The sequence below is a fragment of the Colwellia sp. MB02u-14 genome, from assembly GCF_014076915.1.
Lineage (GTDB): Bacteria > Pseudomonadota > Gammaproteobacteria > Enterobacterales > Alteromonadaceae > Colwellia_A.
Window position 1 is genome coordinate 302,206 of the sequence record NZ_JACGUX010000079.1, and the last position, 17,340, is coordinate 319,545.

The window sequence follows — 17,340 nt, forward strand, 5'->3', positions numbered from 1 at the left end:
ACTATTTACCCTTCTTCATTGAATGTTGGATTAACAACGTCTAACGTGATGTTTACTTCTGCAATCATATCAACTTCGACCCGATCAACACGTTGTAATCCTCGTGGTAATTTGTTGCCTCGACGACCGCGTTCCCCAAAGTAATGTTCAACATCACTCGGTTTAAGGGTTAATTTACGTTTACCCGCATGTAACGTTACTGAACTGTCAGCTGAAATTACGTTAAGTAACGAAACAAATTCTTCACGACTTTTCGCTCGAGCAGCAGATATATTAATAATTTTATTACCTTTACCTTTGCTTAATACCGGTAGGTCTTTGACAGGAAATACCAACATTCTACCTTCAGACGTAATAGCGAGTACTAACATATTGTCAATATTGGTGATAGGTAATGGTCTATTCACTTTAGCGTTTGCTGGCAAGCTCAGTAATGCCTTACCATTTTTATTACGACTGATCATGTCAGAAAATTTCCCAACAAAACCATAACCAGCATCACTACTGAGTAAGTATTTACTTTCATCACTCGCCATTAAGCTCGTGACGAAGGTTTCACCTGTTGATAAGCTAAAACGGCCACTTAAGGGTTCACCTTGGCTTCGTGCGGTCGGTAAGGTATGCGCATCGGTTGTATAAGCACGCCCCGTTGAATCTATAAAAACTACCGGATTATTACTGCGCCCTTTTGATGAGCATAAATAACTGTCCCCTGATTTATAACTCAACGCTTCGGGTTCAATGTCATGACCTTTAGCACAACGCGCCCAACCTTTGTGAGACACAACAACAGTAACCGCTTCACTGGGCACTAAATCTTTTTCAGAAAGTGCTTTGGCTTCACTGCGTTCAATAAGTACCGAACGACGGTCGTCACCATATTTTTCAGCGGCTTCTTGAATTTCCTTTTTCATCAGCGTGTTCATACGCGCTGTTGAATTTAAGATTTTTTCAAGATATTCACGCTCTATATTAAGCTCAGCTTGCTCTGCTCTTATTTTTATTTCTTCAAGTTTAGCAAGTTGACGAAGCTTAATTTCTAATATTGATTCAGCTTGACGTTCTGATAAATCAAAACGGGAAATTAATTCCTCTTTTGGTTTATCAAAATTTCGGATAATTTCAATAACTTCATCAATATTTAAATAGGCGATTAACAAACCGTCTAATAAATGCAAACGTGCCAAAACTTTGTCAAGACGATACTGTAAGCGACGACGAACGGTTTCGCGGCGATACTCAAGCCACTCAGATAAAATTACCCGCAAGTCTTTTACAGCAGGTTTATTATTTAAACCAATCATATTTAAGTTAACACGGTAACTTTTTTCTAAGTCGGTACTTGCAAACAAATGATTCATTAGTTGTTCTATATCAACGCGATTAGAACGAGGAATAACAACTAAACGTGTTGGATTTTCATGATCAGATTCGTCACGTAAATCTACCACCATGGGTAATTTTTTCGCGTTCATTTGCCCGGCAATTTGTTCGAGTATTTTTCCTCCCGAAGCTTGATGAGGTAAAGCAGTAATAACAATATCACCCTGCACTACTTCATAAATTGCACGCATTTTTATGCTGCCTTTACCGGTACGATATATTTTTTCAATATCGGCTTTAGGGGTAATTATTTCAGCATCTGTAGGGTAGTCAGGCCCCTTTACATATTCAAGTAAATCACCAATTTCTGCTTTAGGTTGCTCTATAAGATGAACACAGGCATTGGCAACTTCACGTACATTATGAGGCGGAATATCAGTAGCCATCCCCACCGCAATACCTGTAATACCATTTAATAATATATGCGGTAAACGAGCGGGTAAGGTTTTAGGTTCATTCATGGTACCGTCAAAATTGGGTGTCCAATCGACAGTGCCTTGCCCTAATTCAGCCAATAATATTTCACTAAAGCGTGATAGTCGTGATTCTGTATAACGCATCGCGGCGAACGATTTTGGATCATCCGGCGCCCCCCAGTTTCCTTGTCCATCAACCAATGGATATCGATATGAAAACGGCTGAGCCATTAGTACCATCGCTTCATAACAAGCAGAGTCGCCATGTGGGTGAAATTTACCCAACACATCGCCAACAGTACGCGCTGATTTTTTATATTTGGCGTTAGCAGACAAGCCTAATTCAGACATGGCATAAACGATACGTCTTTGTACAGGCTTTAAGCCATCGCCTATATGTGGCAAAGCTCGATCCATGATCACGTACATCGAATAGTTTAAATAAGACTCTTCGGTGAATTGTCGAAGTGGCCGCTGTTCAATACCTTCTAGGCTAAAATTAAGCGCGTCTGACATGAATTAATTCCTGAGTTGTCACCCTGTTAAGCGATAGCCCTAAAGGTGACTTTGATTATTATTTTTAGATTGTATTCGCTGAGCTCTAGCTTATATGATTATACGAGAGGGGAAAATACTTCTTTAGCAATATGTCTAAATTAGTCGTTATTATCTTGAGTTTGATCCTTAAACTGACAAACTTGATTGCGACCATTGCCTTTAGCAGAGTACATTGCTATATCAGCAGCATTAAGTAAATCGTCAAAATTTGGCGCAACTTGCTCCAAACAAGCGACACCGATGCTTACAGTGAGATTTTGTTTAATGTTAAATTCAGACAAGTCTTTGTTTGCCACTTTTTCGCGTAAACGCTCAGCTATAGCTTTAGCTTCAGCACAACCGACACCAGGTAAAACCCCAACAAACTCTTCGCCGCCTAAACGAGCAAACAGATCCCGAGAACGCATAGTTTCACTACCTAACTGGGCAATTATTTTAATAATTTCGTCACCAACATCATGGCCATAATTGTCGTTTATATTTTTGAAAAAATCTATATCAAGCAAAATAACACTTAAGTTTTTTTTTGCATCTGTTGCTTTACCTACCGCTTGAGCACCCTTTTCAAATAAAGTACGTCGGTTGTATAAGTTCGTTAAACTGTCAATTTTTGCTAAATACCTTAATTTTTTCTTCGCTTTGATTTGTCTAAATAAAAGTATAAGAAAAACAATAACAGTAATAAGCAAAATTGAAATATTACGTTGTTGGGCAAACTTTTTATTTTCTGCGGCAATAATGTTTAAACGTTTAATTTTATTTTGGTTGGCTAATAGTTCATTCTGTTTAATTTTTTGATCTGTGGCATAGGTTTTATTCAGATCTTTGATCTTTTCTGCTCGGGTCCCATCAAAATATTGATAACCATTTCTTATATATTGTTTCTTATAATCGAATGCTTGCTTAAAATCTTTCTGAGCAGAGAAAGACTTAGCTAAAATAAGGTTTACTTCTGAAAACTCAGGTAAATACAACTGTTTTTCGGGAATTTTATCTCGTAAAACCAATGTTTTTTCAAGCCAAATTATTGCCTGTTTGTCCTTGTTTGAGTAGTGTTCGATTAAACCATGTATAAAAAATATTAAATATTTTTCTGCAGCGTTAAAGGTTGAGTTAATATCTTCGAGTTGCAATAAAACATCTTCAACTTTAGCGGTATTCGTTGTAGATTTTTGTTGTACGAGAGATAACAAAGATAAAATTCGGTCATTAACGGGTAGAAGTTCTTTATTGTCTAAAATATTTTCGGGACCTGCTGATACGCTTAAACTATTATTTTCTTTATCGCTTACTTCATCCGCACCTAAAAAAGGCCGAGCTATTGCAGAAAATGCAGCACTTGCAAAACAAAGGCTCAGCAAGAAATTCTTTGAAATACCCATGAAAAAAGTATATCTCATTAAAAGTACACCCTGTTTTTACCTAATTTTTTCGCTTGATACATATTAATATCCGCATCTTTTATGAGTTGAGCAAAGCTTTTATCATTTTCTCTTTGGTTAGAAGATATACCAATACTTACTGTAACACCTGCAAGGTCTTTACAAGACCAGACTTGATTATAAATACTTAAGCGCAACCGTTCAGCAATCTCGTAAGCACTTTGTGATGACGTATCAGGTAACAAAATAATAAATTCTTCACCACCAAAACGGCCAAAACTGTCATTTTTACGCATAATACTATTTGCTAACTCAGCAATATTTTTAAGTATTTTGTCGCCAGTATTATGTCCGAAATCATCATTGATTGCTTTAAAGTTATCAACGTCAAGCATAAGTAAACTAAAAAAACTTTGTTCTTTTTTTGCGTGAATAAGCATTTGTTCGCCCAATTCCATTAAGCGTCGGCGGTTAGCAACGCCGGTTAAATCATCTACTTGGCTAATGCGAACTAAATGTTTTTGACTTTGTACCATTTTAAACAAAAACCAGGCTAGTGATAATACGATCAAAGCCACAAAAAAAATCAAAAATTGTAAGTTTTTTTCATGGTAGGTTACATCGCTCAGTTGTATTATTTGTACAGAACGCTCCTGCTCAAGAATTTTATTTTTTAGGTCTGCTTGTTTACTTTCATAACGTAGCCTAAGTTCTTCAACCTTTTCCATATTTACGTTTAACTGATCGTTAAATAAACGAGTGAGATATTGGGACTGTTTTTCGTAAGCTTGTTTATATTTTTCTTTTTTATAATAAATTTCAGACTGCAAATACATTAAATTATAATGTGAAAAGGTATTTTTAGTTTGACTGTTTCGTGCTAATAATTTTTCAGAAATGTCTAAACTTTCAAGTGCTTCATCGTAGCGTTCCATTGCTTCAAGTACGTATGCCTTGTTTACATTAAAATACAATAACGCGTTATGCTGCTGTACGCCTTTAAGGTACTTTTCTGCAAGCGTAATATACTGATAGGCAACGTCTAAATCAGGCGTTTTTTTCATAGCGTGCGACATAGATAAACGCGTGTAAACACCACCAATAAGTTCGTTATTACTTAATTTACTCGCGCTCTCTATAACTTCTTCAAACAAGGGAATCGCTTGTTCATAACGATTTTCTTCCATGTGATTTATCGCTATATTTTGTAAACTATTTAGCGCATAAAGTTCCATGCCTGCTTTTTTATAATGTTCATAAGATGCTTGGTAAAATTTTACTGATTTTTGAGAATTAAACATATAAGAGTATAAAATACCCAACTCACTATTAACCGACCCTTTAAGCTCCTCATTATCGAGTGTATTCGCAATGACCAAAGCATTATTGAGCATAGTTAGTGATTTTTCGAATTGTTCTGTTAAGTAATAAACCGCGCCTAAATTTATAAAGCCATCAGCAATAAATTTTTCGGCATCTAGTGATTCAGCGACCTCTAAACCATTCAGATAGTTTTCGACCGCGCCATTAGCATCACCTAAGCTTTCTAAAGAAAAACCACGTAAGTAAGAAAGCTCTGAAATTAAAAGGGTTGGACTAGTTAAATGCTGTGCAATTTTTAGCCCTTGAGACGCTGCATTATGCGCTAACCTATACTGCGAGGTTTCAATATATATTTCTGCCATTACTTGAAAATATTTCACCTGATTTTCAACAGTAAGCACATTGATATTTGTTTGATAAGAATCTAGCAGCGCAAGTGCACCGGCAATATTGGTATTTTGTAAGTGTTCAACGCGTTCTACAAAAAAGATGAAGTCACTATTTATTTTTTCATCGTTGGCAAATGTTTGCATGGATATGAATAAATAATTAATCAAGAACCAAAAAATAAAGGTAACTTTTTTGTAACGTTTATTTAACAAATTCAACCTCTTATTTATAGTTTCTATGATCCTTAGATCAACTTATCTTGCAGTATAAAACGATTTAAACCGAATAATAAACCGTTATTTGTAATTAATTATTTTTCATTTATGTCTATAAAAAATAAAACTAGAACAACAACAAGTTTTAATATAAATTAGTAACGTTTTCAGTATTATAAAGTCCCTGTAGCTCAGTTGGATAGAGCAAGCGCCTCCTAAGCGCTAGGTCGGACGTTCGAATCGTCTCAGGGACGCCACCTCCAAAGTATGCAAATAATTTTAGCCAAGCATTGGCCGTAATTCTTATTTTGCATGAATATGTTAATAGCAAGATTAGTCGAGCTATTTACGCAGTTTTCTTGAACAACAAACTAATAATTCATTGAAGTACATAAATGCATTTATACTTTGAAAGCAGACTAATTGGAAAATTCAGGTTGCTTTCTACTTCGCTGTAACCCTGAATACCCCCTATATTTCAAACATAAAAAAGCCTCGTAAAACGAGGCTTCTAAAATATATACGCCCACCATCAAATATTATTCACTGGTTGACTTTTCTACTGTAACATCCTTGTCTCCTACGATTGAGTTACTACTCAATGCTGCTGAAACAGCTAATACGATTACCGCAAAAAGCACTGTCGTCAGCTTAATTCCTCGTGAAGATGACCTGTTCATAAATGTTCCTGTGTCAGGTGTTTTTGTTGTTATTTTGACATCTGTACAAAACTCAACCAATCTATACGATTAATATCGACAATTCAACCATTTATCAGCAATCAATTTTGATGAAATAGAAACGCCCTCCAATTACATCGTGTTAACATTAGTGTTGTTTTTAGTGATTTAATCTAACTAATATTAAAAAAAACACTTATTTGCATAATATCGTTTGCAGTTTAGTGGTGGTCTAGGCGAAAATGGCACCACTTTCACCCTCATATACTTAGTTAATATAAGTATAAATATAATAAAGATTTGGAGTCAATATGCCGTCTCGTCAAGAACTGGCCAATGCAATTAGAGCTTTAAGTATGGATGCCGTACAAAAAGCGAAATCCGGACACCCTGGAGCCCCAATGGGCATGGCAGATATTGCCGAAGTATTATGGCGCGATTTTCTCAAGCATAACCCAACTGATCCGAACTGGACTGACCGCGATCGTTTCGTTTTGTCGAACGGTCATGGTTCAATGCTTATATATTCTTTATTACACTTAACCGGTTATGAATTACCGATTGAAGAATTAAAAAACTTCCGCCAATTGCATTCTAAAACACCTGGGCATCCAGAATATGGTTATACCCCAGGCGTAGAGACAACGACAGGCCCGTTAGGTGCTGGTATTTCTAATGCGGTTGGTATGGCAATAGCTGAAAGAACACTTGCCGCACAATTTAACCGTGATGGTCACAATATTGTTGATCACTTTACGTACTGCTTCTTAGGCGATGGTTGTTTGATGGAAGGTATCTCTCATGAAGTATGTTCATTAGCCGGTACCTTAGGCTTAGGCAAACTTGTCGCTTTTTGGGATGACAACGGTATTTCAATTGACGGTAAAGTTGAAGGTTGGTTTACTGATGACACTCCTGCTCGTTTTGAAGCTTATGGCTGGCACGTAATAAGCGTTGACGGTCACGACTCAGCAGCTATAGCAGCAGCTATATCAGCAGCTAAAGCCGTCACTGATAAACCTTCAATGATTTGTTGTAAAACGATTATTGGTTTTGGCTCACCTAATAAAGAAGGTACACATGATTGTCATGGCGCACCATTAGGCGATGAAGAAATTGCAGCGACACGTAAAGCGTTAAATTGGCCACATGCCCCTTTTGAAATTCCAAGCGATGTTTACGCTGAATGGGATCAAAAAGAAAAAGGTCAATCAAGCCAAGTTGCTTGGAATGACCAATTTTCAGCATATCAACAAGCTCATCCAGAACTTGCCGCTGAATACGAGCGCAGAGTTATTAAGGGTGATTTACCATGTGACTTCGAAGAAAAAGCCAGTGCCTTAGTGCAAGCTTGCCAAGATAAAGGCGAAAATATTGCTTCACGTAAAGCGTCGCAAAATACTATTGAAGCTTTTGGCGCTATCTTACCTGAATTATTGGGGGGGTCTGCCGATTTAGCGGGGTCTAACTTAACGTTATGGTCAGGTTCAAAAGGTATTGAGAAAGACGCTGCGGGTAACTACATCTATTACGGTGTGCGTGAATTTGGTATGAGTGGTATTATGAATGGCGTTTCATTGCACGGTGGTTTCATCAACTACGGCGCAACGTTCATGATGTTTATGGAGTATGCGCGTAATGCGGTCCGTATGTCTGCCTTAATGGGTATTCAAAATATTTTTGTCTACACGCATGATTCTATTGGTCAAGGTGAAGATGGTCCTACACACCAACCAATCGAACAGTTAACTAATTTACGTACGACTCCGAATATGGATACTTGGCGCCCGTGTGATGCAACAGAATCTGTTGTTGCATGGAAGTCAGCAATTGAACGTAAAAATGGCCCTACGTCATTAATATTCTCTCGCCAAGGTTTAGCTGCGGTAGCACGTAACAATGAGCAAGTAGCAAACATTGCCAAAGGCGCTTATGTATTACAAGACTGTGACGGCACTGCTGACGTAATTTTAATTGCGACCGGCTCTGAAGTTTCTTTAGCGCTTGATTCAGCAAAACAATTAACCACTGAAGGTAAAAAAGTACGCGTAGTCTCTATGCCTTCTACCAACACTTTTGATGCTCAATCAAACGAGTACAAAGAATCGGTATTACCTTCATCAGTGATAAAGCGTGTTGCTATAGAAGCGGCGCACACTGATTTTTGGTACAAGTACGTTGGTTTTTCTGGCGCTGTTGTCGGTATGACAACCTTTGGTGAATCTGCACCGGGTAACGTATTACTCGAGCATTTTGGCTTCACTGTTGCAAACGTTGTTAAAACAGTAAACCAACTTTAAGTATTAACCAAAGTCTATAAGCTAACACCCTTAAGCGACATCAATCATCGCTTAAGGGATTGTTACTTTTATTAATATCATAAATAATACTATCAACCTATGCCAATAAACTTATGTCTGTAAACATTGCTATCAATGGCTTTGGTCGAATTGGCCGAAGTGTAGCTCGTGCTTTATATGAAAATGCTGATAACAGCTATTTAAAGCTTGTTGCTATTAATGAGGTTGCCGAGCCAAAAGGCATCGCCCACTTACTAAAATACGATACCACCCATGGTCGTTTTCCTTTTTCAGTTGAGTTAATCGATGATCAATTAGTGATTGCCGGTGATGTAATAAAACTGAGTCATGAGAAGTCACTTGGCGATATGCCATGGAAAAAAAATAATATTGATATCGTCCTTGATTGCACCGGTAAATTTGCTAATCAACATGATGGAAATATTCACTTAAGTCAGGGGGCTGGTAAAGTACTTTACTCTTACCCTGGAGAACAAGACGTTGATGCCACCATTATTTATGGAATTAATCATCGTCAGCTCAGTGAGAAAGATAAAATAGTTTCAAACGGCTCCTGTACAACAAACTGTATTGTCCCTGTGATAAAAGTAATTGATGAAGCTTTCGGCGTTGAAAGTGGCAGTATTACCACTATTCATTCCTCTATGCATGATCAACAAGTTATCGACGCTTACCATCCAGATTTGCGCCTTAGTCGGGCAGCAAGCCAATCTATTATTCCGGTTGACACAAAATTGGCGGCAGGCATTGAAAGAATACTACCCAAATTTGCTGGGCGTTTTGAAGCGATTGCCGTTCGAGTGCCTACTATTAATGTTACCGCGATGGATTTAAGCTTAACCTTGTCGACTGATGTTGATATTAACGCGATTAACCAAGCGATTATTGCTGCCCAAAATAATGGCTTACAGGGTATTTTAGGTTATACCGAAGAACCACTGGTTTCTGTAGATTTTAATCACGACCCACATTCTTGCATTGTAGATGGTAACCAAACGCGTGTTAGCCATAAACGTCTAGTTAAAATGCTGGTGTGGTGTGATAACGAATGGGGCTTTGCCAATCGCATGATAGATACAGCAAAAGCCATGGCAAAAGATATTCAGCTTAAAAAAATAAGAACGATATAAATACCCGCAACTTTAAAATTTATTCAATAGGAAACAGCAAATGTCAGTAATTAAAATGACCGACTTGGCACTCGCCAATCAACGAGTTTTGATCCGAGAAGATCTCAACGTACCTGTTAAAGACGGAAAAATAACCTCTGATGCTCGATTAAGAGCAGCTTTACCTACCCTTAAACTCGCTTTAGAAGCGGGTGCAAAAGTAATGATCATGTCTCACCTTGGTCGACCAACAGAAGGTGAGTACAACGAAGAGTTTTCTTTACAGCCCGTCGCTGACTATTTAGCAGCTACATTAAATGCTCCAGTACGCTTAGCGAAAGACTACTTAAACGGCGTTGATGCAAAAGTCGGTGAATTAGTTGTTTTTGAAAACATTCGTTTTAATGTGGGCGAAAAGAAAAATGATGATGTTTTGGCGAAAAAATTAGCGGCACTTTGTGATATTTTTGTTATGGATGCTTTTGGCACCGCTCATCGCGCGCAAGCGAGTACACACGGCGTAGCAAAGTTTGCCCCTATCGCTTGTGCCGGTCCTTTATTGTCAGGTGAATTAGAAGCGCTTGGAAAGGCACTTGATAACCCTGCACGTCCTTTAGTGGCGATTGTTGGTGGCTCTAAAGTCTCAACAAAATTAACGGTGCTAGAGTCGTTAGCTAATATTGTTGACCAATTAGTGGTTGGTGGTGGTATTGCGAATACCTTTATTGCCGCAAATGGTCATAATGTGGGTAAATCATTATACGAAAAAGATTTGCTTGATGAAGCGAATCGCTTAACAGCACAAGCAAAAACAAATAATGGTGATATTCCGGTACCTACCGATGTTATTACTGGCACAGAGTTTTCAGAAACAGCCATTGCAACAATAAAATCTGTGAATGATGTGACTGATGAAGATATGATTTTTGATATCGGCCCAGATTCAGCACAAGCATTAGTTGAGATAATCAAAAATGCTGGCACTATTGTCTGGAACGGACCGGTAGGTGTTTTTGAATTTGACCAATTTGGTCGCGGCACCGAAACTATTGCTAAAGCTATTGCTGAAAGTTCAGCTTTTTCCATTGCCGGTGGTGGTGATACTTTAGCGGCTGTTGATAAATATAATATCGCCAACAAAGTCTCTTATATTTCAACAGGTGGCGGTGCTTTCTTAGAGTTTTTAGAAGGTAAAAAACTTCCTGCTGTCGCTATTTTAGAAGAACGCGCTCAGTCGTAAGTGATTATCTACAAAAAAAACAACTAATTAATGTTATTCAAGCCCTGATTTATTTTATAGATCAGGGCTTTTTCATTTTTAGATAACTATCATTGTATTTTAACTAATAAAGTTTTTATAAAACAAAAATATCACTTCATCATAACTTCTGCTCTTTCGTTGTAAACTTACAAAACAAAAGTATAAATTTCTCTCAAAAAGTGAGTTAAATGGGATTCTTGACGGTAATTATCGAACATTATTTAAATCAGACATAAAACAAACAAATAAAAACCACTGAGGCGACATTTTTTTCTTTTGCCATGTCAATTTCTTATCTGATATACTTACGTTACGAAAGCTTAAATTTCATAATGAAACTTGCGTTTTGAAATTAAGTAAAAACACTATATAACATCTTAAATACTTAGGAGTAATTCAATGGCTTTAATTTCTATGCGCCAAATGTTAGATCACGCAGCAGAATACGGATACGGTATTCCCGCTTTTAACGTTAACAACTTAGAACAAGTCAGAGCAATCATGATCGCTGCAGACAAAACCAATAGCCCGGTTATTTTACAAGGCTCTGCAGGTGCTCGTAAGTATGCTGGTGCTCCTTTTTTACGTCACTTAATTCTAGCCGCAATTGAAGAATTCCCTCATATCCCTGTTGTTATGCATCAAGATCACGGCACCTCACCCAGTGTTTGTCAGCGTTCAATTCAATTAGGTTTTTCATCCGTCATGATGGACGGTTCTTTGATGTCTGACGGTAAAACACCTTCAAGCTACGAATACAATGTAGATGTAACACGTAGAACTGTCGAAATGGCTCATGCTTGTGGTGTTTCTGTTGAAGGTGAATTAGGCTGTTTAGGTTCTTTAGAAACCGGAGAAGCCGGTGAAGAAGACGGTATTGGCGCAGTAGGTATTTTAACGAAAGAACAAATGTTAACAGACCCTGAAGAAGCCGCGGACTTTGTTAAGAAAACTCAAGTTGATGCTTTAGCTATTGCTTGTGGTACCTCTCATGGTGCTTACAAATTTACCCGTCCGCCAACAGGCGATATTCTAGCCATTGACCGTATTAAAGCGATACATAATCGTATCCCAAATACCCACTTAGTGATGCACGGTTCATCATCAGTCCCGCAAGAGTGGTTAGCAATTATCAATGAATATGGTGGTAATATTCCTGAAACTTACGGCGTGCCAGTAGAGCAAATTCAAGAAGGTATTAAAAACGGTGTGCGTAAAATTAATATCGATACTGATTTACGTTTAGCATCAACGGGGGCAACTCGTCGCTTCTTAGCACACAACCCAAGCGAATTTGACCCACGTAAATTTTTAGCTGAAACCACTAAAGCGATGACTGAAATTTGTATTGCGCGTTATGACTCATTTGGCGCTTCAGGTAACGCAGATAAAATCAAACCTATTTCATTAGATACAATGTTTGATTTATACGATGCAGGCAAGCTTACTGCTATTGTAAAGTAGTTAACATCTCATCGATAAAAAAGGGCTTAGGCCCTTTTTTTATGGGCATTTTTTATAATATAATTAGAAATCGTTATACAAGTTAACTATAATCATTGGGCTATTTTTCCACGGAGTATAAAAATGGACAATATCATTAATTGGTTAAATGAAAATCAACCAATGTTACAAGAAAACCTAATAAAATTTATTATTGCAGTAGCTATCTTTATCATCGGTAGACTTTTCGCAAAACTCATCAGTTCAGCAACAAAAAAAGTATTAACGCATAAAAAATTCGATAATACCGTAATTTCTTTTATCGCTAGCTTAATTTATGGCTTAGTTGTGATGGTTGCCTTTATTGCTGCAATTTCTCACTTAGGTTTTAATACCACCTCATTAGTGGCAATTGTGGGTGCCGCTGGTCTTGCTATAGGCTTAGCATTACAAGGCTCGTTATCAAATTTTGCTTCCGGCATCTTACTTATTTCATTAAAGCCTTTTAAAGCTGGAGATTTTGTAGAGATCGCAGGTACCGCAGGTATTGTTGAAGAAGTCCATGTATTTTCAACACAGTTAAGAACCGGTGATAACAAAACAGTTATTATTCCTAATGGTGGCATTACAAATGGCACAATTACTAACTACTCAGCAAAACCTACGAGAAGAATAGATTTAGTGATTGGTGTTGGTTATAGCGCAGATTTAAAGCTAACAAAAAAAATATTAAAAGATGTGGTTAGTCGCCATGACTTAGTTTTAAAAGAACCTGCTATTACCATAGGTGTTAGTGCATTAGCCGATAGCTCGGTAAACTTTATTGTGCGTCCATGGGTTAAAACAGCCGATTATTGGCCTGTACATTTTGATTTATTAGAAGCAATTAAAATGGCCTTAGACGATGCTGGCATTGAAATCCCATTCCCACAACTTTCTGTACATGTTAATCAAGAGACCAAAAATGAACAATAAATTAGTAATTCTTGCCTTATGCGGCAGCTTATCACTTAATACCTTTGCCGAAGAAGTAGAAGCTCCTAAAGATCCATTAAGTATGTCAGCGGAATTAGGCGCACTATTTAAAACGGGTGACAATAAAAGTACTGATATAAAAGCAGGCTTCGATTTAGATCATCAATTAGGCGAATGGCGAAGTACGGTTCGCTTTGACTTGCTTGCAAGTAAAGCTGAAATTGAAGATGAAGAGGGTGTTGAACGCTCTCAAACAACAGATCAACAATGGAAAATAGTCGGTCAAACAAACTATACCATTGGCACTAAAAAAACCAATTACGTTTACGGAAATCTATCACACGACGACAATCGTTTTGGTGGATTTGAAACTCAAAGTTCGATTTCTGCTGGTTGGGGTCGTCGTTGGTATGAAAGTAAAATGGCTACCTTTGATGCTGATATTGGACCGGGTTACAAAAAAGACGTCGTGCGTTTAGAAGATGAAAACGGTAATGAGTACACTGAAAACAAGGGCGCTTTCATTATTCAAGCGCAAGCATTGTACACGCGTAAGTTAAACGAACATGTTAAATTTAAACAGCTATTTGTTGCTAAATACGCAACAAAAAGTGGCGAAAACAGTAATTATCAAGCTGAAAGCTCTATTACAACAAAATTGATTTCTACTTTACAGCTAAAAGTTAGCTTTAAGATTGATCATAATACTGATGTTGAAGAAGGCAAAGAAAACACCAATACTCAAACGGCGTTAACACTGGTTTATAGCTTCTAATTAACTTTACTTGGTTTGATTTAACTGAGTATGATCTAGCCTACGATCGTTTATTTATATTCGCAGGCTAGTTTTTCTATACTTTTACTTACTTAAATTGATAAGTACCTGAAAGATAAAACTGACTTTGATCTTCAATTAAGTCAGTAAAGGTATTTTGCTCTTCATACCAAGAAAATCCTGCCAGTAAGGTTAAGCCATCAAGTAATGGTGTCATGTTTCCTGTCATTGATATTTTTAATTCAACACCATAAGCAGCAAGAGTGTCATTTTCGTCAGCTTCATGTTGTAAATAGAACAGTGTAAAATCGTTTACGTCTACTTCAACATTATGCTGTTTGAAGTGAAAGCCTGTTTGCCATGCAAGTGGCACTCTTGGATCTACTTTATGACTTGTTAATACTTGGCTCGTTGTTGTTGCTAATTGTCCACCTTGAGTCAATAACGCATAGAATGGTGTGTCATCATCAACTTCACTGTCTTGATAGCTGTATTTCAATGCGTAATCTTCAATACTTATAAAAGCTCCAAGCCCAACATCATTTCTTTGCCACGTATGCTTTTCTTGTTTTGAACTTTCATAATCAATAAGTGCAGCATTGAATGAAAAACCATAGTTAATTCTGCCTATATTATGCTGAAAAGCATATTGGCCTTGTACGCGATAATGATTAATTTCATCGTCTGCTTGCGTGAGTAAACTATCAGAAAAATATTCAATATCATCAGTACCCACGCCAAGTTGTACTTTCAACTGACTGCTGTCTGATATTATAAATGTTTTCGCTAAATCTATATTGAATAACTGGTTTTTACGCTTCAAAGAATCATTTTCATATTTGCTATCAATAAACTCAGCAAACCACTCGATATTTTGCCAGTTACTCTTAATTGATATCGCGCCATGATCTTGCTGGTCTCCATGAGTAACCGCCGCTTGCCAACGTAAGCGTCCTAATGGATCGCCACCACGAATGACGAGATCCAGACCATTATCCTCATTACTGATATAGCCTGTAGTCAATGTTATAATCCCTGTTTGCGGGCCTATACCGTAATTTTTTGTCGATAAGTCACTTGCTAAACTTATTTCTGGTACCGGTTTATCAAGTGTTAACAGCTCATAGTTACCTGATGGTAGCTTTTGCTCTGTTATACTTTTATTAAGATCTTGGCTATAAGTATCTTGCCCTTGGCTAGTGGTAGATAAGTAAATTAACTGGTCATTAATAGTAAAGGCATTGGTGGCAAGTTTCTCCCCTTGGGTAAGTTGCTGCCAAGATTTTGTCTCGGGTTGTAAACGATAAACATCAACCGCAACATTGTCTTTAACCCCCCTACTTACTTCTTGAGTGATATTATTATGGCTTTGTGAAAAATATACCCCCTCTGTTTGCCAACGCAAATGCGAGGTATAATTTCCTGTTAACGGTAAGTTGACAACTTGCCACTTTTGCGTGGCTAATTGGTAAAAGTGTATCTGCCAATGCTTTTCATGAATAGCCATTAACGCAAGTGTTTCACCATCAGGACTCAACGTTAAGTTGTCCATCGGTTGATTAAGTCTTTTGCTATCAAGAGACTGATAACTTCCGTCACCTAACGAAATTTTTATCAGTTGATTAAAACCAGCAAAATGCGAGGTCGCGATCACTGACTTTTTATCGGGCGTAAGCGTAAAGTCATGAAGACGCAAAGATTGTGTTATTTTTTCAACCTTGCCTGTTGTTAGTTCAACCTTCACTAGTTCAAAACCCAACTCTTGATTGTCTTGTAACTGAGATTGCAATACCAAGGCGTGATTATCGTCTAACCAACGTGCTTGTCGCCATTGCGACTTTTTAGCTGATTTTATGACGATTTCAGCTTCTCGATTAAAGACTTCAGGCGTGCTATTAGCAACATCTTCTTTATCAGCTTCAAGCAACTTTTCGTTATCTTCGATAAATTTATCTTTCGCTTTGTTATTTTCTGCAAACGAGAAAATACTGAGTGTTGTATAACCTTTGTCGTCTACTTCAAGTTGCAATAACTTATCTTGTTGCGGAGAAGGTTCACTACTGATCACTTTAAAACTATTGTTTTGCCACACACTTCCGGTGTTATCCGTGATAAGTTGTGTTTGTTTAGCGGATACCGTTTGTTCAACAACAAACTTTTTATATAAAGTTCTTGGACTATCTAGAAATAAGCCGGTAAAAGCATCGTCAAAGTCACGGTATTTTTTTGCTGTACTACGTTTCCATAACTGCTGCAGTTTTTCTTGACCATAATTTGCCTGTAACCAAAATAAAAATGCGCTACCTTGATAATACGCCATACGGTTACCTTCATAGCTACTATTACCATTTAAGGCATCATAACTGGGTAATTGGCCTTCTGTAGCCCACTGCTGCAACATCGCTTTGATATAATCACTGTTTACTCGCCCTTGCTGAGTATATTCTGTTTCGATGACTGTTGCGTATCCTTCTGTTACCCAACGAGGATAGCGGGAAAAATTAAGTATGTCGGAATCAAGTACGCTTGAATCTAACATTGAACGCCAACTACGGCTTGGCTGTGACATGTGAATTTTATGGGTAAGCTCATGACTTATCACTAAATCTAGCCAGTCGTTATATGCGCCAAGCGCTTCTTCAGAACGCGGAGAACTGGAAAAGACTTTAACTATTTTCCCTGCTGTTAAGGGAATTGCATAGCCATTCGCTTGGTGAAAATCGTCACCAATAAGGAAATCTAATTTATCGTTTTGCTCAAAACCCACTCGAGCACTCACATCAGCATAAATAGGTTCAAACTTACTCGCGACTTGTTGTGCAAAGGCTTGGTAGTCTTTATGGAAATGAATGCGTGCATGTTCTGTTTCAATAGTTTGTAATGAATCTTCTGCTTGTACTAGCGGAGAAAAAAATGATGATACTACGGTGCTACCTAATGTAGCTAAAAGTGCGAGCGTTATTTTATTCATAAACGTAAATTCTTCCTTTAATTTTTTACTAACTGTTTATCAGCAATAAAGAGTTAGTCTTTCTTTTTACAATTTTATTACAAAAAATATTAAATGAATGTTTTAAAAGTGGGGATACGCTATGTGGCAGGAATATAT

The 17,340-nt window shown here is 37.5% G+C and carries 11 protein-coding genes and 1 tRNA gene; 8 read left to right on the plus strand and 4 right to left on the minus strand.

Annotated elements, in window-relative coordinates; all coding sequences use genetic code 11:
• Positions 1–5 precede the first annotated feature (5 nt).
• The 3 genes from parC to H4J52_RS11710 form a co-directional block, all read right to left on the minus strand.
• A complete protein-coding gene (parC, locus tag H4J52_RS11700) occupies positions 6–2,315 on the minus strand; it encodes a DNA topoisomerase IV subunit A (RefSeq protein WP_182177123.1) in 2,310 nt (769 codons plus the stop codon).
• A 140-nt stretch (positions 2,316–2,455) separates the two neighbouring features.
• Positions 2,456–3,757, minus strand: a complete 1,302-nt coding sequence (locus tag H4J52_RS11705) for a GGDEF domain-containing protein (protein WP_182177124.1) — start codon at positions 3,755–3,757, stop codon at positions 2,456–2,458.
• On the minus strand, positions 3,757–5,664 hold the full coding sequence (locus H4J52_RS11710) for a GGDEF domain-containing protein (RefSeq protein ID WP_182223627.1): 1,908 nt from the start codon (positions 5,662–5,664) through the stop codon (positions 3,757–3,759). The genes H4J52_RS11705 and H4J52_RS11710 overlap by 1 nt, the downstream gene beginning before the upstream one ends.
• A 183-nt stretch (positions 5,665–5,847) precedes the next feature.
• Between H4J52_RS11710 and H4J52_RS11715 the strand changes: the two genes are divergently transcribed.
• The 8 genes from H4J52_RS11715 to H4J52_RS11750 all read left to right on the plus strand — a co-directional run bounded on the left by H4J52_RS11715 (position 5,848) and on the right by H4J52_RS11750 (position 14,231).
• Positions 5,848–5,924: transfer RNA gene (locus tag H4J52_RS11715), tRNA-Arg, on the plus strand.
• A 316-nt stretch (positions 5,925–6,240) separates the two neighbouring features.
• On the plus strand, positions 6,241–6,420 hold the full coding sequence (locus H4J52_RS11720; protein WP_182224745.1) for a hypothetical protein: 180 nt from the start codon (positions 6,241–6,243) through the stop codon (positions 6,418–6,420).
• A 238-nt stretch (positions 6,421–6,658) separates the two neighbouring features.
• Complete coding sequence (tkt, locus tag H4J52_RS11725) at positions 6,659–8,647, plus strand: transketolase (RefSeq protein ID WP_182224747.1); 1,989 nt, start codon at positions 6,659–6,661, stop codon at positions 8,645–8,647.
• A gap of 113 nt (positions 8,648–8,760) precedes the next feature.
• Complete coding sequence (gene epd, locus H4J52_RS11730; protein WP_182177128.1) at positions 8,761–9,798, plus strand: erythrose-4-phosphate dehydrogenase; 1,038 nt, start codon at positions 8,761–8,763, stop codon at positions 9,796–9,798.
• Between the two features lie 40 nt (positions 9,799–9,838).
• Positions 9,839–11,017 carry a phosphoglycerate kinase gene (locus H4J52_RS11735; protein WP_182177129.1) on the plus strand — a complete coding sequence of 393 codons (1,179 nt, stop codon included), beginning with the start codon at positions 9,839–9,841 and terminating at the stop codon, positions 11,015–11,017.
• Positions 11,018–11,437: 420 nt separating this feature from the next.
• Complete coding sequence (gene fba / locus H4J52_RS11740; RefSeq protein WP_182223626.1) at positions 11,438–12,502, plus strand: class II fructose-bisphosphate aldolase; 1,065 nt, start codon at positions 11,438–11,440, stop codon at positions 12,500–12,502.
• A 123-nt stretch (positions 12,503–12,625) separates the two neighbouring features.
• On the plus strand, positions 12,626–13,456 hold the full coding sequence (locus H4J52_RS11745; RefSeq protein WP_182177131.1) for a mechanosensitive ion channel family protein: 831 nt from the start codon (positions 12,626–12,628) through the stop codon (positions 13,454–13,456).
• Complete coding sequence (locus H4J52_RS11750) at positions 13,446–14,231, plus strand: YdiY family protein (RefSeq protein ID WP_182177132.1); 786 nt, start codon at positions 13,446–13,448, stop codon at positions 14,229–14,231. Before H4J52_RS11745 ends, H4J52_RS11750 begins: the two co-directional genes overlap by 11 nt.
• Positions 14,232–14,319: 88 nt before the next feature.
• Here the strand turns inward: H4J52_RS11750 and H4J52_RS11755 are convergent, their stop codons facing one another.
• Positions 14,320–17,202: a hypothetical protein gene (locus tag H4J52_RS11755; RefSeq protein WP_182177133.1), complete on the minus strand. Its 2,883-nt coding sequence runs from the start codon at positions 17,200–17,202 to the stop codon at positions 14,320–14,322.
• Between the last annotated feature and the right edge of the window lie 138 nt (positions 17,203–17,340).